The sequence below is a fragment of the Chloroflexus sp. genome, from assembly GCF_056331925.1.
Genome location: NZ_JBWGQH010000008.1, coordinates 14,435 through 36,713 on the forward strand (window position 1 = coordinate 14,435; position 22,279 = coordinate 36,713).

Here is a 22,279-nt window from a genome sequence, read left to right on the forward strand (position 1 = left end):
ATAGAACCGAAGCGACGCGGTAGCCGGCAATGTAGAGTAAGGCGCAGAGGACGCAGAGAGCGCAGAGTGTTTTATAGAACCGAAGCGACGCGGTAGCCGGCAATGTAGAGTAAGGCGCAGAGGACGCAGAGAGCGCAGAGTGTTTTATAGGGATAACCCCAAGCACACTCTTACCCGACCTAAAAACCTTCGCGTCCGCTGCGCTCTTAGCGCCGTTGCGTTCAGCGTCCGCTGCGCTCTTAGCGCCGTTGCGTTCAGCGTCCGCTGCGCCTTGTCAAACCAACGGTAGTTGCCGCTTCCGCTCACCGGTCAGCGCAAAGATTGCATTGGCAACTGCGGCGGCAATCGGTCCCATCGGCGGTTCGCCGCCTCCAAACGGCTGGTTGCCGCTCCGCAGAATCTCTACACTGATCTCTGGTGCATCAGCGATGGTCAGCAACGGATAGCGGTCGAAATTACCGACCTCGATCCGCCCCTCACTGATTGTCACCCGTTCAAACAGAGTGGCACTTAGCCCCATCATGATCCCACCCTCGGTTTGTGCGGCTAACCCGTCAGGGTTAATTGCAAGACCGGGGTCAATCGCCGCCCAGACCCGATACACGCGCAACCGGTCACCTTCATAACCGACCTCGGCAATATGCGCAGCCATTGTGCCTGCGTCTACACTGCATGCTAGACCGCGCCCACGTCCTGCCGGCGGTGGTTGATCCCATCCGGCCATGGACGCGACCGTGCGTAGCGTTGCTGCCATTCGTCGGCCCTGTTCGGTATCGGGTAAGTGGCGCAATCGAAACGCAAGTGGGTCACTGCCGGCTGCATGGGATAGTTCGTCAATGAAGCTCTCGACGGCAAAGACGTTAGCCAGCAGACCCAACCCACGCCACGGTCCGGTCGGCACCGGTAGTGCTACCGTTTGCGCCGTCACCAACAGGTTGGGAATGTTGTAGATTAGCCGTGCTCCACGCCAGCCGCCGAAATCACTACCGATCAGCCACCGCAGCGGCGCCGGAAAGAGGTCAAAGAGTACCGTTCCGCTGGCGTGCCGCTGTTCGAGTGCGGCAATGGTGCCATCTGCGTCGAGCGTAGCTCGGAAAGCGGCGTAGGTCGGTGGCCGGAGATAGCCATGACGAAACTCTTCGGTGCGCGTCCAACCGACATGCACCGGTTTACCTACTGCTGCCGAGAGTATCGCCGCTTCGCTCGCGACGGTAGTCGTGACTTTACGACCAAACCCGCCGCCGAGGTACGTTGGGGTGACTTCGACCGTTTCTGCTTTACGACCCAACAGGTTGGCTATCGCATTCGCCACCTGTACCGGCGATTGTGTACTCACCCACGCTCGCACCTGGTCAGGTTGCACATCGACCAACGCGGCTTGCGGTTCAAGATTGGCGTGGGCGGCGAGTGGCGTGCGGTAAACTGCCTCGATCACCTGAGCCGTGCGCAATGCGTTCGCGGCATCGCCGCGTTGTTGAACGGGTGTGCCCAACCCGACCTGCGCCACCAATTGCTCTTCGAGGTCGCGGTGCGTGAAGGGGGGCGGTAACTCCCACTCTAGCTCAAGGTCATTGAGCGCGGCGTAGGCGGTAAGGCGCGACTCGGCCACTACTCCGGCAAAGCCGTCGCGGATCACAACCTGCACCACACCTGGTCGTTCGAGCGCTGTACCCGGTGCAGCACGCCGTAGTTTTGCCCCTAGCCGAGGCGGACGAGCGACTGCACCGTACAGCATGCCCTCTACACGCGCATCGTAGCCATAAATCGCAGCACCCCGAATTTTTGCCGGTAGATCGAGCCGAGGTACTGGTTGCCCGATAATTCGCCAGCGCTCAGGCGGAGTGAGCGGTGCTGCTTCCGGTGGCTGCCAATCACGTGGTTGCGCGGCAAGTTCGCCAAAACCGATCCGCCGCGCTGGGTTGCTTGCGTCAATCACAAATCCTTGCTCGATCTGCGTCTGTGTTGGCTCAATCCCTAGTTCCTTAGCTCCGGCTATTCGCAGCATCTCACGCATGGTAGCCGCCGTTTCGCGCAAAATCGGGAAGAGCGAAATGACTGAATACGAGGCACTGGTACCGGCTCCGTCACGTACCGGCCCAATCGAACTACTCTGCGTAATCCCGACCTGCTCCCACGCTACGCCCAACTCTTCCGCCGCAATTTGGGCGAGCGCCGTATGCACCCCTTGCCCCATCTCGACCTTCGGCATCGCCATGATTACTCGCCCATCAGGTTGAATATTGAACCAGACGGCCGGCTCTCGTGAAAAAGATGAGGGTATCTCGATCACATCACCAAAAAAATCGGCCAAGGCCAACCGGGCTGCCGGTAATCCTAGCGTCGCGCCGAGTGCCAGGCCACCGCCGACCAATCCCAATCCGATTAAAAAGCCACGTCGCGTCATGCGCCAGCGTTGTGGGCGTGTCTCACGTTTCATGCTGCCTCCTCCCGTATCAATTCGGCGGCACGCATGACGGCACGTGCAATGCGAGCATACGAACCACACCGACAGTAGTTGTAGCGCATCGCTGCGATCATCTCATCATAGGTCGGGTTGGGTGTCTCGGCCAAGAGTGCGGCGGCGGTCATCATTTGCCCACTCATACACCAACCGCACTGCGGTACTTGTAGCTCGAGGAAGGCCTGCTGGACCGGATGCAATCGCTCGCCATTCCCTAGCCCCTCGATGGTTGTGATCGTGGATCCGGCCAACGTATGCACCATCATTTGGCAACTGCGGGTTGCTTTGCCGTTGATATGAACCGTACATGCTCCGCAAATCCCTGCTCCACACCCAAACTTGGTACTCGTCAGGCCCAACTCATCACGGAGGACGTAAAGTAATGGGCGGGTCGGTTCGTTGGCGACAGTGTAACGCTGACCATTGATGATAAGTTCCATACGTGCCCTCTCGCAAAGTGCAGGCATTGCCATTCTTTGGTACAATATCTGTGCAAAACCTGTTCACAGTATACTACGAATAATTCATGATGACCAACACACCAATTTTGATCGTCGGTGGTTTTGCCAGCGAACCAAAACTGTATCAACCATTACAGACGTACCTCGCCGAGGTGAGTGGACGGCCGGTCTTTATTACGCCGATCAACCGCCTTGATTGGGCGTGGGTTACGTTGACCGACAGCTATGCTGAGCTGTTGCGCAAGCTCGACCGCACAGTGAACCACGTGCTTACCGCTACTAACAGCTCGCGTGTCACACTGGTTGCCCATAGCGCCGGTGGTATACTGGCCCGCATCTTCCTCGGTGATCAACCCTACCGCGGTTACGTCTGTAACGGTTATCAGCGAGTTGCTATGCTTATCACCCTTGGCACTCCGCAGCGTACCGAGCGCACCGGACGGATTGGCGGCCTCAACCAAATCCGCTGGGTCGAACAGCGTTATCCGGGTGCGTATTGGTCAGAGGTGCAGTATGTGAGTGTGATCGGGCGCAGCATCTTCGGCGATCCCAATGGTCCACCACCCGAACGTGGTGCGTATCAGAGCTATCGTCTCATTAGCGGCGAGGGCGCACAATGGGGTGATGGTGTCGTTCCGCTTGACTACGGCCTGTTGCCCGGTGCGTTGCAGATCGTTATTCCCGGTCTCCGCCACGATCCACGTCCCGACCGGCTCTGGTACGGCTCTAGCCCGGCCACAGTCGCGGTTTGGTGGCAGGCTGCCGGCGCATATGCTGCCACATCAACCGACGTGATCGGCTATAATCAAACTGTATCGCCGGTTAAACTGGCGCGCTGACGACAACCATGTTGTGATTGTGGCGCCGAATAGTGAAAGTTGCGCCAACCATCACTCGCGAGGAACCGATATGTTTCGCCGTCTCTTTGGACGCGCTCAAGATGCACCGCGTAGCGAAGAAGAAGCTGCCCGTGAACAAGAGCAGGTTGCTGCTTCACTGGAAAAATCACGCCAGGGTATTTTTGGTCGGATCGCAAAACTCTTCGCCAACGATGATCCGATCACCGATCAATTGTGGGACGAACTTGAAGAGGCGTTGATCCAGGCTGATGTCGGTCTGGAAACAACGCAGTATCTCGTCAATCGCACCATCGACCGCGTGAATCGTTACGGTGTCAAGAAAGCACGTGAAGCGCGCGAGATGCTCAAGGCCGAGATGGTGCGTACCTTTGCCGAATATGCTGGCCAGCAGCGTCCTGATGCCAAACCGTATGTGATTTTGGTCGTCGGTGTGAATGGGGCCGGCAAGACCACCCTCATCGCGAAGCTTGCTCACCGCTATAAAAATCGCTTCGACAAGAAGGTACTGCTTGCCGCCGGTGATACCTTCCGTGCTGCTGCCACCGAGCAACTTGAGACGTGGGCAGAGCGAGCCGGCGTGCCATGCGTCAGCCTTGGTCAAGGCGCCGATGCCGCTGCGGTGGTCTATAAAGCCATCGATGCTGCGCTGGAGCAGGATGTCGACATTTTGATCGTCGATACCGCCGGTCGCTTGCATGCCAAGTACAATCTGATGCAAGAGCTTGAGAAGATTCGCAATATTATTGCGCGTAAGCTGCCCGGTGCGCCCCACGAGACGATCCTGGTGATCGATGCGACCACCGGCCAGAACGGGGTGTTACAGGCCAAAGCTTTTCTCAAGGCTGCCGGTGTGACTGATGTGGCCGTGACGAAAATGGATGGGACGGCAAAGGGTGGGATCGCCTTTGCCATTGCGCAAGACATCGAACGGCCTATTCGTTACATCGGTACCGGCGAGAAGCTCGATGATCTGGCCCTGTTTGATGCCCAAACGTTCGTTGACGCACTCTTTGCTGAACCAACCGTGGTGAAGAATTCGTAAGAACGGCTAAGTGGCGTCGTGTTTGCCAACATATGGGCACCGCACTGCTGTGCCCATCCTGATAGGTGTACTGGTATGTCCGTCGAAATTGTTAAATGTCCATCCTGCAAACAGAAACTCGCGATTTTTCCGTATGTGCCCGTCGGCGGGCTTGTCGTGTGTGCCAATCGGAATTGTGGCGTCGATCTGCGTCTCGTGTCACGCAAACCGGCTCGGGTTGAGTTGGTGCCCCAACAAGAAACCTACACCGTTGATTACCGTCCAGAGTCATATGGTTGATCGACGGTTTGGCTCGGCGCTCAGGCAGATCATCGCGATACTCTGCCTGAGCGGCTGGGTTATGCTCCTTACCGGCTGCCTGCTCATCACCGGCGAGCAGACGACGGTCTCCCTCCAGGGCAGTGCAGCCAACATTCTAACGACCTTTGTCAGCGCCGAGGGCGCCGACGAGTATCGGGTGCCTGCCTTACCGCCCAACACCGAGGTACAGGCAATCGTGTTCCTGTCGGTCGAGTCAGGTGATGTGCAAATTGACCTCATCCAGCCTGACGGTGCGGTCTCGTTCGTTTTGGCGAGCCGGCCGGGATCGCAAGTGACGCGCAGTGGCCCGATCCGCAGCGACGATCAGGGCCAGATTCGCTACCGACTCACCGCCCGCAATGCACGTAACGGCGAAGTACAGATCTTCTTGCTGCCATAGCAGGTTTCACGCGCCTCGTCTGCGGTTGGGTCGTTCAATTCCCCCCGTCATCATTTGAGCCGAGTCGAGCCGGGCAATCAGAACGAGACCGGCTAACGCAGCACATAAGCCCGAGAGGGTGTAAACCAGCACGGTTAGTTGTGTCACCGGTACGCCAACGAGGCGGGCAGCGACCGGATTATCGCCCATTAGGTAGATCTGCATACCATAGGTGGTTCGATAGAGGAAGATGCCACCAATAATAAATACCAGCAGCATGAGGATGATCGGGAATGGAATGCCGCCGATGTCGCCGGTGCCGATCCAGCGGAATGTCGGCGGTAGGCCGGTAATGGGTTGTCCTTGCGTGTAGAGCAGAGTTAAGCCGCGTCCTACCGTGAGCATACCTAGTGTAGCGATGAAGGGTGGAATACGCGCTACCGCGATCAAGAGACCATTGATGCAGCCCAATGCTGCACCACAACCTAATGCGGCAATGACGCTAACCGGCACCGACCAGCCCTGTTTCATCAGAGCTGCCCCGATTGTGACCGATAACGCTAATACCGATCCCACCGAGAGATCGATCCCACCGGTGATAATGACCAACGTCATCCCGACGCTGATAATGCCGTTAATGGCGGTCTGCCGCAAAATATTGGTCAAGTTGGCCGGCGTCAGAAAACGGTCGGACAGCAGGGTCAGGCCGAGCACTAATAAGCCGAAGATAATAATCAAGCCAAAGTGTTGACCGAATGTGCGGCGATCGATCAGTTCATCGGTGAGTGAGAATGCGCGCATACGATACTCCGAAATCTGGCGCCGCTGCCTGGTTAGAAGACCACACCGGCTACTAAGATTACATTAGCGTATGGGGTGTACTCACCGGTGCGCACGACTGCCCGTGCTTGCCGACATAATGCCTTGAGCTGCTCGTGACTTACCTCTTCAAAGGGGGTGTTCGGTAAAAGCTGTCCCAAACCGTCACGAATGTGCGGACTGCGTTGGCCGGTCTCCGTCGCGATCAGCGCTTTTTCAACCTGCATCTCGCTTACTATCACCCGCACCGTCTCAAGAAACGGCGGTATCCCACGGCACAACGCCAGATCGATCCGCCGTGTCTCTGGCGGAATTGGTAAGCCGGCATCGCCGATCACGATCATATCGCCATGGCCGAGACTGGCAATCAATTCGGACAGCACACTGTTTAACAACAAGGTCTTTTTCATTGCACCTCCAACAAGCGCATCACTTCCATTCGTGACGGTAACGACGGTTGGGTGCCGGCCCGCGTGACGGCCAATGCGCCGGCTGCGTTGCCCCACCGTACCGCTTCGAGTGGTGGTTTGCCTTCGGCGAGTGCCACACAAAACGCGCCCGCAAATGCGTCGCCCGCAGCCACCGTATCAACGACCGGTACCTGAAATGCCGGCACTGTGGTGGTCTGTTCGGCAGTCGCCAGTAGTGCCCCTTCTGACCCGAGGGTCACCAGCAGATTACGCACTCCTTGCCGTTGCAGACGCTCGATCGCCGCCATCAGATCGGTTTCGCCCTCCGCCAGTGCTTGTAATTCAAGCTGATTGGGCAGCAGATAATCGATTTGGCTCAGTAACGCCACCGGCAGCGGACGGGCCGGCGCCGGATTAAGCACCACCTGCACTCCGTATCGATGTGCTAGCTCGGTTGCTGTCATCACGGCGTCGAGTGGGCATTCGAGCTGCATCAACACGACATCCGCTCCTTGAAATAGTGCCTCCGCCCGCTGTACGTCAGCTTCGCTCACCCGCATGTTCGCCCCAGGAGCGACTACAATGGTATTTTGGCCGTGAGCATCGAGGGTGATGAGCGCGACACCGGTGGCTGCGTCAGGGTCGCGCTGGATGTAGCTGGTGTCAACCCCATCGTACTGCGCGGCGTTGAGAAGCGCATCACCGAAAGCGTCTACCCCGACCCGCCCGATCATTCGTACCCGTGCGCCAAGCCGGGCGGCGGCAACCGCCTGATTCGCCCCTTTGCCCCCCGGAAAGGTCTGAAAATCACTGCCGATCAGCGTCTCACCGGGTTGCGGATGGCGTGGCGCCCGCACGACCAGATCTATATTGAGGCTACCCACCACGATGATGGTTGGTGTCATACGGTTGTTCCCCCTGATAATCGTTCCACGAGCGTCGTTGCCACGGTGTAGGTCCGGGCCGGTATGTCGGTACGCGCAATCCGTTCGCGCAAAAATTGCACTGCCATTGTTGCTAGCGCGGCTTTGTCTTGACGAATGGTGGTGAGCGGTGGGTTGGCGTAAGAAGCTAACTCAATATCGTCGAACCCCACTACTGCACAATCGTGTGGTACCTGCCGACCGGTTTCGGCCAATGCCCGGAGTGCGCCTAGTGCCATCAGATCGTTGCATACAAACAAGGCGGTTGGTTGTGGATCGCATTGCAACAGCTCGTGGGTTAACGCATACCCTGAGTGCGGGTGGAAATCACCACGCCGGATTAGCCGCTCATCGATAGGTACTCCGTATTCAGTCAATGCTTGCCGATAGCCCACGACCCGATCGGCACTCGGTGTCAGATGCGAGGGGCCGGTGATGCACCCGATCCGGCGGTGGCCGCGCTCTAACAGATAGCGCGTTGCTTGCAGGCCGCCCTGTAGGTTGTTGGTCAAGACGGTGTCGGCTTGAAGGCCGGGGAGCCGCCGATCAACGACGACTACCGGTATGCCGAGTCGCAATAGCTCTTCGAGCGAAGGGCTTTGGTCACCGGTGGCTACAAAGATCAAGCCATCAACCTGCTTTTGGACGAAGACATCAACGTACACTTGCTCGCGCTCGAGGTTATTTTCCGTATTGCCGAGAATGACGTTATATTCAGCCCGAAATGCAGCGTCTTCAATCGCCCGCGCGATTTCGGCAAAGAAGGGATTAGCGCTATCGGGCAAAATCAGCCCGATGGTATGCGTCTCTCCCCGCCGTAGTGAACGTGCCAAGACGTTCGGTCGGTAGTTGAGTTCGGCCATCACCGCTAGCACCCGTGCGCGTGTCTCCGGTGCTACGAACCGTGTGTTGTTGATGATGTGCGAGACGGTCGATGGCGAAACCCCGGCTCGTAATGCGACTTCGCGAATGGTAGTCATGGGTAAAAATCGTTTGCGCAATCGTTTGCGCAGCAGTATATCAGACGATGCGCCTGCCGTCAATCACCAATTGTCGGCTATCGTGCTAGCTTTGGGTACGCCATTCCAATAATCGGCCGCTCCCGATCTGCTCAAATTGTTGGGTGATGTGATCACCGCCTACCATCACCCGTTTCAACACATGGTGCGGTATTGCAATTACGTCTAGTGGTGTGAGCGCGATAACAGTCGCTACCGGTAATGTGCCACGGATCAGTTCTACCTCGCCACAAAATTCAGTCGGGCCAAGCCGTGCGACCAAGCGAACGTTCCCACGGGGGCCTTGTTCGGTTTCTTCTCGTCGTAAGACGGCTACTTGTCCATCGGCAATAACGTACAGATAGCCGTTAGGCCGACCTTGTCGAATCAGGATGTGGCGGGCCGCTACGGTTTGGTGGATAGCCGCTCGTGCGAGTTCTCGTAGTTGAGCACGCGGTAGGTTGGCAAAGAGGGATACTCGCTCAAGTAACCGCATGCGCTTGAGCAGTTCTGCACCTTCCGCGGTGTGCGGTGCGGCACCGTGCATCATTCGGTGCAGTTCACCCGCCGGTAAGTAGAGGAGCATGCTCTCGATACTAGCCCGGTATTCGTAGTCGGTGATTTCTGGTCCTTGCAATTCGCCAAAGTAGTCGCCACGGTGCAGTTCCTGAACTGTATCACCGTTGCGGGCGAGGACTTCGCCGGTTTCGATCACCCAAATCCCTCGCGGTGGCTCGCCGGCTCCTAAGATGATCTCACCGGCGTGTACTCGTTGGTCGGTAAACGCCGCAGCTAATGCTTGTAATTCGTGATCGTCGCACGTGGCAAACAGGTCGATCTGGCGCAGCAGTCTGATCCGGGCTTCACGTGCATTCCCGAAGGTGTGCAAGATCTCATATGCCTTCGCCATTTGCGCTAAGCAGTGTCGTTCGAGTGCTTCCCGTTCCGGCCATGGCAATGCGTCATACGCGGCCACTAGCGCGCGATGGGCAAAGGTCCGACCGGCCAATTGTTCGAGGATCGTTACCGCATACTGTAAGACCTCGGCGTACCGCGCTCCTTGCTCGTCGAGTGGGAGGCTCTGTACGGTTGGGCCGATCCGAACTTGATCGCGATCAAAAGTGATCTCCCAGTTTGCCGTCGCTGCCAGTACGTCCATCCGGTCGTCGAGGGTTCGCGTGCGTTGTACACCGTAATTATTGCGTAAGAGGCGGTACAAACCAATGTATAAATGCCGAAAAGCATCTTGTAACCGTACCGCCTCACCGAGTGCAGGCGTGAGCGGCCAGCTTAACCCACTCAGACTAACACTGCGCAAGGTGACGAGATGGGTACTCCATGCAGCGGCCCACAGACCGGCGGCTACGATCAGGCTAACGAGAGCAAGCGGAGTGTTGCGCCACTCCGGTAGTAGTTCGAGTAAATAGCTCCCGATTTGGATAAGGATTCCTGACCAGAGTAGCAGCCAGCTCCAAAAGAGACGGGTATCGCGCAAACTGATGAGCAGTGGCAATAGCAGTGCTTGACCGATCACTCCACTGTAGATAGGTACAGCGGCGATTAATGCCCAGAGTGAACTGTACTCTGGGTGAGCGATCCTGATCAGTTCGGCAGCAATGGCTCCTAAGGGAAACGCTAGTGTCAGCAGCAAGGCACTGGCGATCAATTGGCTGCTGTTCTGTTGCTGCAAGTTGACATCCAGCAATGCAATGAATCCGGCAAACAAGAGCAAGGCGTAACCGGCAATCTCTAAGCCTGACCAGATGCGCACGGCATCGGGGGCGACGAGGTAGCCGGCTTGCGCTATCATTTCAATAAGGCTGATGAGTAAGAAGCTGGCGAGGGCACGGCTGATCCACGCTCCTGCATAGTCACTTTGTAGATACCCTTGTACGATTACGGCTACCATCCACCATCCGGTCAGCACAAGGCCGGTTTCCCAACTCACCCCAAACCGTAGCGGGAATAGTCCGCTCGTCAGCGCCAGTAGACCAAACACGGTTGCGATCAGCAAAGGGTTGCGCGTGTACCCGCGTCGTACCATCCAGTCGGCAGTGGCTCGTACCAACCCCCAACCGGCCAAAATGATACCGATAATCAAAGGGACGATCACCAGCCCAAAGAGCAAGATTGCCAGCAGTTGTCCGAACCAGCCACTCGCCCAGAGTTCACCAACCATACTCCCAAATTGGCGTTGCCAGAAGAGGGTCGCCATCATGACCGCTACACCGGTATAGATTGCGCTCAATAATCCGTACCCGGCAAAAATGCGCTCCTCCCGGTTCAACGGACTGTGTGACCGGATTTTTTGCCACAATGGTCCGCCAATAAATTCCAATGCACGCTTACGCAGGTTTGGCAAGCGTAAAGCGTCGACCAGGATGAAATAGCCGTCAAGTTCGAGTAGCGGGTTGAAGTTGAAGAGCGCAGTTAGGTACGAAGCGGTTGCAATACGACGCATCCATATGCCGCCTAACGTCTCTGGCGCTGCCCACGCAATGATCGCGGCCAGCGACCCGACGAGCAGGTCGCATAGTGGCCCGGCCAGCGAGACCAGCATACGGGCCGAATGCGGCGCCAACCATATGTCACTTGTATCAACGAAGGCAGCCGGCATCCCGAAGTAGAGCATGATCCCCGCTCGTCCGACATGCCGACCAAAATGTTTAACGGCCAATCCATGCGCGATTTCGTGGAGCGTGAGCGTGATAAACAGTGCCATTCCCAACATCAACATATCGCCGGCAAGGTGTTCGTCGCTCACGAGATCGCTACCACCGACGCCCGGTAAAAAGTAGCAGGTGATACCGATAATCGTCAGCATGCCAAGCACGATGGCAAAGAAACGGGTAAAGAGCCAGCGTCCACCCCATCGGTACAGCAGATCGAACCATCTATCCACATGCTGTAGCTCAAAGCTACGGCCATGGGTGAAGCTCAACAGACGCTGACCAATCCCTTCGGCAGTTTGCTGTGCAAGGTAGTGGCGCAAATGGCGATACACGCCGACCGACGTATCGGTGAGAAATCCTTGTGCGCGTAGGGTTTCTACCAAGTCGGCAACCGGCAACAGTTGCTTAAAGCGCAGAAAGCCCATAGTGGCGAGTTGGGCAATGGTGCGTGTGCCATCCATTGCTTGCCACAACTCACGCTCGGCTGTACTCAAGCACAGGTAGTGACCGCTCGGGCTACGTAGTACGGTGATGGGCTGGTTATCCTCAAGCAACGTCTCTTCGATCACGTCACTCAGCCGTTGTGGCTTATAGAGAGCCAGATCGGCGCGTTGACGTAAGATGCTCCATACCCCATGCTCACCGTCCGGATGAGTGACGAGTTGGTGCTTGATATGTTGATAAATGCGACGATGTTGAGTAGGCGGTGTCGTGGTTTGCTGTTCTATAGCAGCCCAGAGCCGCCGCTGTGCTCGTAGAAGTTGTGTCATAAGAGCGCTCCGGCGGTCGTGTTGTGTCCGCTGCCGGACGTGGCTGTCAAATCCGATCAACGCATCGAGTTGCCTTCTTTTTCATCTTAACAGACGTGTCTATAATCCATTGACAATGCCTCAAATCACAGGTACGATGCTAGTATGAGCAACAAACGTATTATTATCACCGGAGCAACCGGTCTGATCGGTCGCAAGTTAGTAGCCGAGTTGCGTGACGATTACCAGCTTGTGATCTTTAGCCGTAATCCCGAACGTGCTCGTGCGCTGTTACCCGGTGCTGCTGACTACGTGGCCTGGCAGCCTGCTGAACAGGGGCCATGGGCGGCAGCCATCGATGGCGCATGGGCCGTAGTGCATTTAGCCGGGGCACCGGTTGCGACCGGCTTGCTAGGTCGGCGGTGGACACCGGAATATAAAGCAGAAATCCGCAATAGCCGGATCATCGGTACGCGTGGGATCGTCAATGCAATGGCTGGCGCCCAACAGCGTCCGTCGGTTTTTGTCTGTGCGTCGGCAGTAGGTTACTATGGACCCTACCGCGATAACACGCCGCTCGATGAGAATGCTCCTCCGGGCAAAGACTTTTTGGCGCAGGTGTGTGTAGCCTGGGAAGCCGAAGCAGCCAAGGCTGAAGCGTTGGGGGTGCGCACGGTTATGCTCCGCACCGGTCTGGTGCTCGATCCCGACTCGGGAGCGTTGCCGCAACTTATGCTGCCGTTTAAGCTGTTAACCGGCGGTCCGATTTTGCCGGGAACGCAAGTCTATCCGTGGATTCATCCGGCTGACGAGGTTGGTTTAATCCGCTTTGCGCTCGAACATGAACAGGTCCGTGGTCCGCTGAATGCCTCCGCTCCCAAACCGCTCGCCAATCGTGATTTTGCCGCCGTGCTTGGGAAGGTGCTCGGTTCGCCGTCGTGGTTGCCGGTCCCTGAGTTTAGTTTGCGCATTGCCTTGGGTGAAATGGCCGATGTAGTCGTCTATGGTCAGAATGCTCTCCCTCGCAAGGCGCTTAGTCTCGGCTATCGGTTTCACTTTACCGAGCTTGAGCCGGCGTTACGCGATCTGCTGAATCTGCCTCATTAACGCAGGGTGGCTCGCTCCACTACGTGGGGCTTGCTCTTTACCTTATGGCTCGACACGTCGATTTGCTTATTACCGTACCCACCATCTCATCAACTTCTTACCTTGCTCTAACTAAATATTAAAATCCGCGGTGCATGATAACCTCAGCACAAAGCAGTTGCTACTGCTTGATGCAAAGGAGGTTCGGTATGAATATTAATCGCTTGGCGTTGATCTTCGTCTTTTTGCTAGGCATTTTTATCGGTGTAGCGGGCGGTGGGGCGGCTGGCGGTGTCGCAGGGTATTTGGTCTCACGGCAGACCGTTGCCGAAGTTTCGGCGACAGTATCCGCGCTCAAGAGCCAACCGGTTACCACTAGTGCTGTATCACCAACCCAACCGACGACTGGATCGGCAACTGTTCCTGAAACCGCAGTCGTTAGTTTGTCCGATGCTATGGTGGAAGCGGTGAAGCGCGTCGCACCTGCGGTAGTGACGGTCACCGTCGAGAGTAGTACCGGTCGTGGGAGCGGCAGTGGGGTGATTATCCGCGATGACGGTTATATCATTACCAACAATCACGTCGTTGATGGAGGACAGCGCTATTTCGTTCTCTTTGCCGATGGTACTCGCCGGCAGGCTCGCTTGGTCGGTACCGATTCACTCAACGATATTGCCGTGCTGAAAGTTGATGGTGAAGTGCCCGGCGTGGCCCAGATCGGCGATTCGGCAGCGTTACAGCCCGGCGAGACGGTGCTGGCTATCGGTAGCCCCCTCGGCAACTTCCGCAATACCGTTACCGCCGGTGTTGTGAGTGCGCTCAACCGTTCGGTGCCCGGTAGTGGCATGGAGGGCCTGATCCAAACCGACGCTGCGATCAATAGTGGAAACAGCGGCGGCCCGCTGATTAACCTGAAGGGTGAAGTAGTTGGCATTAACACGATGGTCGTGCGCAACGATTTTGGCTTCGGTAGCAGCGCGCCGGTTGAAGGGTTGGGATTTGCCGTGCCGAGCAGTATCTTCGCCAATGTGGCCGATCAGATCATTGCGACCGGTCAGGTGCGCTATCCCTTCCTCGGTATTACCTATCTGATGATCGATGGTGAAGTGGCGGCTCAGTATAATCTGCCCGTGCAGAATGGTGCCTTCATTAGCTCTGGTCTGAGTGGTCAGTTGGCGGTGTTGCCTAATACCGCAGCAGCACAAGCCGGTCTGCGCGAAGGCGACATCATTACGGCAGTCAATGGTCAACGGCTCGATGCCAATACGTCGTTGCGTCAGTTGCTGTTGCAGTACCGGCCCGGTGATACGGTTGAATTGACCATCCTCCGCGACGGAAAGGAGCAGAACGTGAAGGTTACCCTCGGTGAGCGGCCAAGCGATTTGCGCTGATGCGCAGGGCACGCAGCGTGCTATGGAGAAAGGGGCGTACATGCGTGCGCCCCTTTTTGGCTTGAGTGCGTGCTTAGCGCTCTTCCCATCCGATCCGCCGTAGCCGAGCCACAAATTCACTCAGCAAGAGTGCAGTTGCTCCCCAAACTTTATAACCGTTCAACGCAAAGAACGGTACCCGCATCGGTATACCGTTCCGTTCCCAAATCTCTTCACGGATGATGGCCGGATCGAACAGAGAAGAGAGTGGTACCGTAAAGACAAGCTCGACCTCTTCCGGATCGTGGTTTGGCACAAATTCCGTCGGATGAAAACCTACAATGGGTGTCAGATAATTGTTGCTAGGAGGGATGTAGAAGGTCGTTAGTGCCCCGAGCACCTCGATGTTGGTCGGATCAACGCCGATCTCTTCGTGCGCTTCGCGGAGCGCTGCTCCCACCGCACCATCGTCATCGGGATCGATACCACCACCTGGCAGCGATACCTCACCGCGGTGGGTCGTCACTCGGCTCGAACGCACGGTCAGCGGGACGTATAGGCCGTGGTCGTGGGGAAACAGGAGCAGAAGCGCCGCCGACCGACGTGGGGTTACATCCGGTGGTGGCGTAAATGGGCGCAGTGGTGTACCATCGAGCCGGCGCAAAATCAGCAGTTCGTCACGCGCCGGCGGTGGTTCGGCAAGAGCCTGCCGAATGCGGTTGATGTCTTCGTTCCAAGGCATAACGTACTCGACACGTGCGTGTTTGCCCTATTGTACTGCGATTGTCTTAGGCGTGAAAATTATTTAGTATACCTAAATAATTCTCTTAACTTGCCGCGACCGCTCTTCTTCGCTACAATCGAGTTATCGAGATCTACATCGCTAGTGAGGAGGCATGTGTGAACGAATTGTTCGATCCGATTCAGGCCGATCACGACTATCTCATCCATCCCTTAGCTCACCCGACAGCGCACCAACATCCTAAGGTCTGGGTCGCCGGGCGGGGCGCGATTGTGATCGATGCTGAAGGCCGTGAGTACATCGACGGTCTCAGTGGGCTGTGGAATGTGAATGTTGGTCATGGTCGCGTAGAGCTGGCCGAAGCTGCATGCGCCCAGATGAAACAACTGGCGTACTACTCATCGTATGTCGGTTCTACCAATCTGCCTGCCATCCAGTTGGCGCGCAAGTTGAGCGAACTGTTCTACCCAAGTATCAACCACTTCTTCTTCACCTCAGGCGGCGCCGAGAGCACCGAAAGCTCGTTCAAGACGGCCCGCTTCTATTGGAAGGCCGTCGGCAAGCCGGAGAAAGTGAAGTTTATTTCGCGGATGAAAGGGTATCACGGCGTCACCATGGCTGCGATGAGTGCTACCGGCCTTCCCGCCTACTGGCCGATGTTTGAGCCACGGGTGCCTGGGTTTATCCACATCGAGTCGCCCTACCCTTACCGCTTTGTCAATCCGACTCCCCACCTAAGCGATGGTGTGGCGGCGGCAAATCTGCTCGAAGAGGCAATTCTCCGCGAAGGACCAGAAACCGTCGCTGCCTTCATCGCCGAACCGGTGCAGGGTGCCGGGGGCGTCATTCCACCCCAAGACGACTACTTCAAGCGGATTCGCGAGATTTGCGATTACTACGACGTGCTCCTCATCAGCGATGAGGTTATCACCGGTTTTGGTCGTACCGGACGGTGGTTTGGTCTGGAGCATTATGGGATCGAACCCGACATTGCCCAGTTTGCCAAAGGGATTACTTCAGGGTACATTCCACTCGGTGGTATCGGTGTCAGCGACCGCATCTACGAGGTGATCGAGACGGTCCCGCCCGAGCAACGGTGGATGCACGCCTTCACCTATTCCGGCCACCCGACCGCCTGTGCAGTAGCTCTGGCAAACATTGCGATCATCGAGCGCGAAGAGTTGGTACAGCGTGCCGCCGAAGTGGGCGATTACATGTTGCGCCGTCTCCAAGAATTGTACGCTTTACCGCATGTTGGCAATGTCCGCGGCAAAGGTATGATGGCCGGCATCGAGCTGGTCGCCGATACCGCTACGAAGGAACCCTTCCCGCCTAGCGCCAATGTTGGTGTACGAGTTCAGAAAGCGATGACGGAACGCGGTCTCTTCACCCGTGTCGTCGGCGATACCATCTGTCTCGCCCCACCCCTTGTCACCACCTACGAACAGGTTGACCGTATCGTCAGCATTATTGCCGATGCCATCGAGGCAACCGTCGCTACCACATAATCCCTCATTCCATTACGGCTGTGCGCCGACACCCGGCGCACAGCCGTGCGCCGCTACCCTACCCGGCGCACAGCCGTGCGCCGCTACCCTACCCGGCGCACAGCCGTGCGCCGCCTACAATAATACCCAATTGTCGATTAACCGGACCTGATCGAATCGAACCGCCATCGACAGCAATGCCCCTTCTGGTCCAATCTGATCCAGCTCACGTAACGTGTGCGGATGCGCAACACTAACGTATTCCGGTTTTGCCAACGGCTCGGTTGCCAATACCTCACGCATCACTGCCCGTAGCATCTCACCGCTCCGCTCACCAGCAGCGTAGCGTTCGGCGGCCGCTCGTAAGGCGCGGTACAGCACCGGCGCCGCCGCTCGTTGCTCTGGGGTGAGATACACATTCCGACTACTCAGGGCCAATCCGTCCGGCTCGCGCACTGTTGGCACAATCACAATCTCGACCGGAATGTTCAGATCACGTACCATCTGTCGCACAACGATGGTCTGTTGAGCGTCCTTCTGCCCAAAATAGCTCTTGGTCGGCTGAATGATGTTAAACAATTTGCATACCACCGTTGCCACACCTCGGAAATGACCGGGTCGGGCCGCCCCTTCCAACACCTCATCGGCGGCAGGCTGGATGACATACGTACCGAAACCGGGTGGATACATCTCTTCGACGGTTGGGATGAATACCAGATCGACCCCGGCGGCTTCGAGCAGCGCCAGATCGCGCGCCGTATCGCGCGGATAACGGGCATAATCTTCGTGTGGCCCGAATTGGGTGGGATTAACAAAAATACTCACTGCGACCGCCGGGCATTCGACGCGTGCCTGCTCAACGAGCGCCAAATGACCTTGGTGCAGATAGCCCATTGTCGGCACAAAACCTAGTTCGTCAAACGCCGCTCGGGCGCGGCGTGCTTCTGCTATTGTATGCACAACCTGCATAACATCTTCCTCTTGTCTGCCAATTGCTCACCGATCTGCGTCTTCGTGATGGCGACGCCGGCTGACCGTTCTCACGACTCATCGAGGTTGCCCAATGCTGCTGCCAATTCTGTCGGATCCATTCGGCTGCTATGTTCAGGACCGGGAAATGTACCGGTACGTACATCTTGCGCGTATTGCGTCAGTGCTTCCCCGATCATCGTTGCTAGATCGGTGTAGCGACGGGCATGACGTGGCACAAAATCACTGTACAGCCCAAGTAAATCATGCCAAACCTGTACTTGTCCACTACAACCGGCCCCGGCCCCGATCCCAATCGTCGGAATGTGGAGACGTTCGGTAATCGCCTGGGCCAATTCGGCGGGTACCAGCTCAAGCACAATGGCAAATGCACCGGCCTCTTGTACGGCCAGCGCATCTTCCAGCAACTGCCGCGCCTCGTTGGCCCGGCGCCCCTGTACTCGCAACCCGATCTGATTGACCGCTTGCGGCGTAAAGCCGATATGCCCCATGACCGGGATACCCAAATGAACCAACCGGGCAATCGTCGGCGCAATATGCACGCCACCTTCCAGCTTCACCGCTTGCGCACCGGCTTCTTGCAACATCCGTCCGGCACTAATCACCGCCTGTTCTGGTGAAGCATACGTCAGAAATGGTAAATCACCGATGATCAGTGCGTTCCGTGCGCCACGCACGACCGCGCGAGTATGGTGGATCATTTCGTCGAGGGTCACCGGTACCGTCGACTCGTGGCCCAACACTACCATCCCTAACGAGTCGCCCACCAGAATCATCGGAATCCCGGCGCGATCGGCGATTTGGGCTGACGTATAGTCATAGGCGGTGACCATCGGAATGCGCTCGCCGCGGGCACGCATCTGCTGAATATCCCGAATTGTTGTACGCATTGCCGGCTCCTTTTGTCTAACATTTGTTACCGGTTATTCCGGTCTGACGATTGTAGCACGGAATAGTACAAAAGGGGGGATGATTACCGGTGTATGACTGAATAAAGTACTATCTATCCTAAAAGATATTTGACAAAATCATGTTATTCGCTTACGATCTAACAAGTGTCGCCTCTCCTACATCTACATGTTATGAAACTACATCCAACGATGGATATCCCGGCTCATCTTGTTCCGTATGCTCGGCGTGTTGCGCTGTCTCACTATGATATTTTTTATTATGATGCCGGCTCAGCAACTGCACCGATCCTCCTTCTTATCCACGGTTTAGGTGATGAAGCCGATACCTGGCGTTCTATTATTCCCCAACTCGCCCGCGCCTACCGCGTGATTGCTCCCGATCTCCCCGGCTTTGGCCGCAGTTCTGGCCCGACTGCGGGCTACAGCCTCACGTTCTTTGCCCGCACGATGGCTGAATTCATCGGGAAGCTGGGGTTGCAATCGGTAACGCTGGTTGGGCATTCGCTCGGTGCGATGATTGCCCAACGTCTGAGTATCGGTCTGCCCGATGTCGTCCAACAGCAAATTCTGGTCGGCGGTTGCCTGCCGATCAAGCGGCATTTCCCGCGTGTCGAGCAATGGACGCTTCTCTTACCGGGGATCGGTGAGTTGGTGTTAGCGGGGATGCAACGCTCGCAGGAGTTAGCCTTTCTCAGTCTGCAACCCTTCTACGCTAATCTTTATGCGTTGCCGGCACGTGAGCAGCGCTTTTTACGTCGGCGAGTGTGGGCGCGGATTCACCACCCCATCCAACGTCGGGCTACCCTCTCGGCGTTGCGCTGGCTGGCCATCGATGCTTTTTTTCGCTGTCACCGCTATCTTGATCTGGTGAGCCAATGCGCAATACCAACCGTGCTGATTGCCGGCGAACACGACTTGATTGTCGATGGTGAAATGATCGAAGCAACTGAGGTGTTGTTAGAGCAACGTGCGCTTTATATTCATCTCGAGCGCTGTGGTCATATGCCACATCAAGAACAGCCCGATCAGATCGTTCATCTGATTGCCGAATTGGTACCATCGCCACTTCACGACGAATACCAATATCTCCATTCTGATAGTTAGGGGTGTTGTCGAGCATAAGAGGGGTTCGATACGAAGGGGCGCAAATATGTTGCGCCCCTTTACAATCGTGGTTTATGATGATGCGATGTGTTCGCCGGCTGCCACCGTTCGTGCCCGCACGAGCGATGCGATGATCGATACGGTGATAACCGTTGCTACCACTCCAAGTGAGACTCCGGTCGGAATCTTCCAGCTTACCCCGACGAGCGCAGCACTCAGGTCGGGTAAGAGCATTTTTATCCCCACAAAGGACAACACTACCGATAACCCCAATTTGAGGTAGTGGAATAGATGCACCACGCCGGCGAGGACAAAGTAGAGCGCACGCAAGCCCAAAATCGCAAAGACGTTTGATGTGTAGACGATAAACGGTTCTTGGGTGACGGCAAAAATGGCCGGGATTGAATCCACGGCGAAGATCAGATCGGTGGTTTCGACCATCACCAAGACGAGCAACAATGGTGTCGCCATCAAGACACCATTGTGACGGGTGAAAAACTTTTGTCCGTCGTAGCGATCGCTAATCGGTACAAAGCGACGGAACATCTGCACGACCGGATTTTTCTCTGGCTCAACTTGCTCGTCTTGGGAGAGCGCCATGCGGATTCCTGTGAAGATCAAGAAGGCACCGAATATCCAAATAATCCAGTGGAATTGCTTGATCAAGGCGGCGCCGGCCAAAATCATCGTTCCGCGCATAATGAGTGCGCCTATGATTCCCCAGAATAGCACGCGATGTTGGTATTTAGCCGGTACTGCAAAATACGAGAAGATTAGTACAAAGACGAAGATATTATCAACACTCAGCGCTTTTTCTATCAGATAGCCGGTTAAGAACGCTAGCCCCGCATCACTCGCACTGAGACTGCTCCCCGGCATGATCTGATCCCAGAAAACGTACAGACCCACGTTGAACAACAGGGCTAGAGTAATCCAGACCACACTCCAAATGGCTGCTTCACGTAACGAGACTTCGTGTGCTTCACGGTGAAACACGCCTAGGTCAATTGCGAGCAGTGCAAGAACAAACAGATTAAATCCAATCCAAACCCATAATGTGTCGAACATTTGACACTACTCCTCATGAAAAAGGCGAGCCGAGCGCAGTTCTCCTGCGTCGGTCTCGCCAGTATCTAATACTCGATGCAACCGGGAATAATGTATTCCGTCTTGACGGCGGCATCGACCTGCACAGCGCAGGCGGCTACTCCCCAACCTCTTGAACTATAGCGTATGTTGACCGTTTATCATAGGGAAAAAATTCCTACCTGCCTGTTGCAGGATGGTACTCGGAATAACGAAAAACCTCACTCACAATTAAAGTTATTTACTGATATTATCAACGATTGTGGTAATATCATTGATCACACTTAATCGATAGTAGGAGCAGGTATTACAATGACCGGTACGGTACTGTCGTTATTAATCGGTGGCTTGATCTTCCTCAGCATTGGTGGTGAGTTATTGGTGCGCGGTGCGAGCCGATTGGCGGTGCTGGTCGGTATTTCGCCGCTCGTCGTTGGTCTAACGGTCGTGGCGTTTGGGACGAGTTCGCCTGAGCTGGCTGTGAGTATTCAAGCCGGTTTAGCTGGTAAGAGCGATATTGCGGTAGGGAATGTGATTGGCAGTAATATTTTCAATATTCTCTTCATTCTGGGTGCTTGTGCGCTAATTAGTCCGTTGATCGTCGCTGTGCAGCTCATCCGGCGAGAAGTGCCGTTGATGATAGTCATTTCCCTTCTTTTTGCCGGGTTAGCGCTCGATGGTGTCATAGGTTGGCTCGATGGATTCCTCTTGTTTAGTCTGTTGTTGATCTATACCATCTGGGCGATCTACGCTAGCCGTAAAGAGAGTATGGCTGCTCAGGTCGAGTTTGCTCAAGAGTTCGGTCCGAACACGTTACCAGAGCAACGTTCTCCGCGCGTGTGGTTCGTCAACCTCGGTTTTATTGTCGGTGGGCTGCTGTGCTTGAGCTTCGGCTCAAACTGGTTGGTCGACGGTGCGACGATGCTCGCCCGAGCCTTTGGGGTGAGCGATGTAGTTATTGGTCTAACCATTGTCGCTGCCGGTACGTCATTACCCGAAGTGGTTGCATCGATTGTGGCTACCATCAAGCGAGAGCGTGATATTGCCGTCGGTAATGTCATTGGCAGTAATATCTTCAATATTCTCGGCATTCTTGGGTTGGCAGCCCTGGTGACCCCCGGTGGATTGCAGGTAGCTCCGGCAGTGAGCACCTTTGATCTCCCGGTGATGCTTGCGGTCGCTTTCGCTACATTGCCTATTTTCATCACCGGTCTTAGTATTAATCGATGGGAAGGCGTGCTCTTCTTAAGCTACTACATCGCTTATACGACTTACGTGTTATTGGCTGCAACTCAGCACGATGCACTACCGGCGTTTAGCAGTGTGATGGTGTCGTTTGTCTTGCCGATCACGGTGGTAACGCTCGCCATTCTAACCTTCCACGCCATCCGTCGCCGTGATTGGCAGAAGGTGCAATCGTAATCCACCG

General features: G+C 56.0%; 19 protein-coding genes. 8 read left to right on the forward strand and 11 right to left on the reverse strand.

Annotated features, from left to right (window positions below; translation table 11 throughout):
• Positions 1 to 274 precede the first annotated feature (274 nt).
• Positions 275 to 2,437, reverse strand: a complete 2,163-nt coding sequence (locus AC01ZF_RS05730; RefSeq protein WP_476575197.1) for a xanthine dehydrogenase family protein molybdopterin-binding subunit — start codon at positions 2,435 to 2,437, stop codon at positions 275 to 277.
• Complete coding sequence (locus tag AC01ZF_RS05735; protein ID WP_424675341.1) at positions 2,434 to 2,901, reverse strand: (2Fe-2S)-binding protein; 468 nt, start codon at positions 2,899 to 2,901, stop codon at positions 2,434 to 2,436. Before AC01ZF_RS05735 ends, AC01ZF_RS05730 begins: the two co-directional genes overlap by 4 nt.
• A gap of 86 nt (positions 2,902 to 2,987) precedes the next feature.
• On the opposite strand from AC01ZF_RS05735, the gene AC01ZF_RS05740 reads away from it, so the two are divergent.
• The 3 genes from AC01ZF_RS05740 to AC01ZF_RS05750 all read left to right on the forward strand — a co-directional run bounded on the left by AC01ZF_RS05740 (position 2,988) and on the right by AC01ZF_RS05750 (position 5,524).
• Positions 2,988 to 3,761, forward strand: a complete 774-nt coding sequence (locus tag AC01ZF_RS05740) for an esterase/lipase family protein (protein ID WP_424675342.1) — start codon at positions 2,988 to 2,990, stop codon at positions 3,759 to 3,761.
• A 70-nt stretch (positions 3,762 to 3,831) separates the two neighbouring features.
• Positions 3,832 to 4,824 (forward strand): signal recognition particle-docking protein FtsY, encoded by a 993-nt coding sequence (gene ftsY, locus AC01ZF_RS05745; protein ID WP_424675343.1) that lies wholly within the window; start codon positions 3,832 to 3,834, stop codon positions 4,822 to 4,824.
• Positions 4,825 to 4,984: 160 nt separating this feature from the next.
• Complete coding sequence (locus AC01ZF_RS05750; protein ID WP_424675344.1) at positions 4,985 to 5,524, forward strand: hypothetical protein; 540 nt, start codon at positions 4,985 to 4,987, stop codon at positions 5,522 to 5,524.
• Positions 5,525 to 5,530: 6 nt separating this feature from the next.
• On the opposite strand, the gene AC01ZF_RS05755 is transcribed toward AC01ZF_RS05750, so the two are convergent.
• The 5 genes from AC01ZF_RS05755 to AC01ZF_RS05775 all read right to left on the reverse strand — a co-directional run bounded on the left by AC01ZF_RS05755 (position 5,531) and on the right by AC01ZF_RS05775 (position 12,095).
• Positions 5,531 to 6,304 (reverse strand): ABC transporter permease, encoded by a 774-nt coding sequence (locus AC01ZF_RS05755; RefSeq protein WP_428111531.1) that lies wholly within the window; start codon positions 6,302 to 6,304, stop codon positions 5,531 to 5,533.
• A gap of 32 nt (positions 6,305 to 6,336) precedes the next feature.
• Positions 6,337 to 6,732, reverse strand: a complete 396-nt coding sequence (rbsD, locus tag AC01ZF_RS05760; protein ID WP_424675349.1) for a D-ribose pyranase — start codon at positions 6,730 to 6,732, stop codon at positions 6,337 to 6,339.
• A complete protein-coding gene (gene rbsK / locus AC01ZF_RS05765) occupies positions 6,729 to 7,637 on the reverse strand; it encodes a ribokinase (RefSeq protein WP_476575198.1) in 909 nt (302 codons plus the stop codon). Before rbsK ends, rbsD begins: the two co-directional genes overlap by 4 nt.
• Positions 7,634 to 8,635, reverse strand: a complete 1,002-nt coding sequence (locus AC01ZF_RS05770) for a LacI family DNA-binding transcriptional regulator (RefSeq protein WP_476575199.1) — start codon at positions 8,633 to 8,635, stop codon at positions 7,634 to 7,636. The genes rbsK and AC01ZF_RS05770 overlap by 4 nt, the downstream gene beginning before the upstream one ends.
• An 85-nt stretch (positions 8,636 to 8,720) precedes the next feature.
• Complete coding sequence (locus AC01ZF_RS05775) at positions 8,721 to 12,095, reverse strand: cyclic nucleotide-binding domain-containing protein (protein WP_428132085.1); 3,375 nt, start codon at positions 12,093 to 12,095, stop codon at positions 8,721 to 8,723.
• A gap of 144 nt (positions 12,096 to 12,239) precedes the next feature.
• Here AC01ZF_RS05775 and AC01ZF_RS05780 point away from each other — a divergent pair, with 144 nt between their 5' ends.
• A complete protein-coding gene (locus tag AC01ZF_RS05780) occupies positions 12,240 to 13,181 on the forward strand; it encodes a TIGR01777 family oxidoreductase (protein WP_428111526.1) in 942 nt (313 codons plus the stop codon).
• Positions 13,182 to 13,369: 188 nt separating this feature from the next.
• Positions 13,370 to 14,551 carry a S1C family serine protease gene (locus AC01ZF_RS05785; RefSeq protein ID WP_424675354.1) on the forward strand — a complete coding sequence of 394 codons (1,182 nt, stop codon included), beginning with the start codon at positions 13,370 to 13,372 and terminating at the stop codon, positions 14,549 to 14,551.
• 73 nt (positions 14,552 to 14,624) lie between these two features.
• Here the strand turns inward: AC01ZF_RS05785 and AC01ZF_RS05790 are convergent, their stop codons facing one another.
• Positions 14,625 to 15,272, reverse strand: coding sequence for an NUDIX hydrolase (locus tag AC01ZF_RS05790; protein ID WP_424675355.1), 648 nt, complete (start codon positions 15,270 to 15,272; stop codon positions 14,625 to 14,627).
• Between the two features lie 158 nt (positions 15,273 to 15,430).
• Here AC01ZF_RS05790 and AC01ZF_RS05795 point away from each other — a divergent pair, with 158 nt between their 5' ends.
• On the forward strand, positions 15,431 to 16,780 hold the full coding sequence (locus tag AC01ZF_RS05795) for an aminotransferase family protein (RefSeq protein WP_424675356.1): 1,350 nt from the start codon (positions 15,431 to 15,433) through the stop codon (positions 16,778 to 16,780).
• Between the two features lie 114 nt (positions 16,781 to 16,894).
• Here AC01ZF_RS05795 and panC read toward each other — a convergent pair whose 3' ends face one another.
• Positions 16,895 to 17,728: a pantoate--beta-alanine ligase gene (gene panC / locus AC01ZF_RS05800; RefSeq protein WP_428111521.1), complete on the reverse strand. Its 834-nt coding sequence runs from the start codon at positions 17,726 to 17,728 to the stop codon at positions 16,895 to 16,897.
• A 71-nt stretch (positions 17,729 to 17,799) separates the two neighbouring features.
• Positions 17,800 to 18,639, reverse strand: coding sequence for a 3-methyl-2-oxobutanoate hydroxymethyltransferase (gene panB / locus AC01ZF_RS05805; RefSeq protein WP_424675358.1), 840 nt, complete (start codon positions 18,637 to 18,639; stop codon positions 17,800 to 17,802).
• A gap of 192 nt (positions 18,640 to 18,831) precedes the next feature.
• Between panB and AC01ZF_RS05810 the strand changes: the two genes are divergently transcribed.
• Positions 18,832 to 19,764, forward strand: coding sequence for an alpha/beta fold hydrolase (locus AC01ZF_RS05810; RefSeq protein ID WP_476575200.1), 933 nt, complete (start codon positions 18,832 to 18,834; stop codon positions 19,762 to 19,764).
• A 72-nt stretch (positions 19,765 to 19,836) separates the two neighbouring features.
• Here the strand turns inward: AC01ZF_RS05810 and AC01ZF_RS05815 are convergent, their stop codons facing one another.
• Positions 19,837 to 20,832: a TerC family protein gene (locus AC01ZF_RS05815; RefSeq protein WP_424675360.1), complete on the reverse strand. Its 996-nt coding sequence runs from the start codon at positions 20,830 to 20,832 to the stop codon at positions 19,837 to 19,839.
• A 330-nt stretch (positions 20,833 to 21,162) separates the two neighbouring features.
• On the opposite strand from AC01ZF_RS05815, the gene AC01ZF_RS05820 reads away from it, so the two are divergent.
• Positions 21,163 to 22,272 (forward strand): calcium/sodium antiporter, encoded by a 1,110-nt coding sequence (locus AC01ZF_RS05820; RefSeq protein WP_424675361.1) that lies wholly within the window; start codon positions 21,163 to 21,165, stop codon positions 22,270 to 22,272.
• Positions 22,273 to 22,279 lie beyond the last annotated feature (7 nt).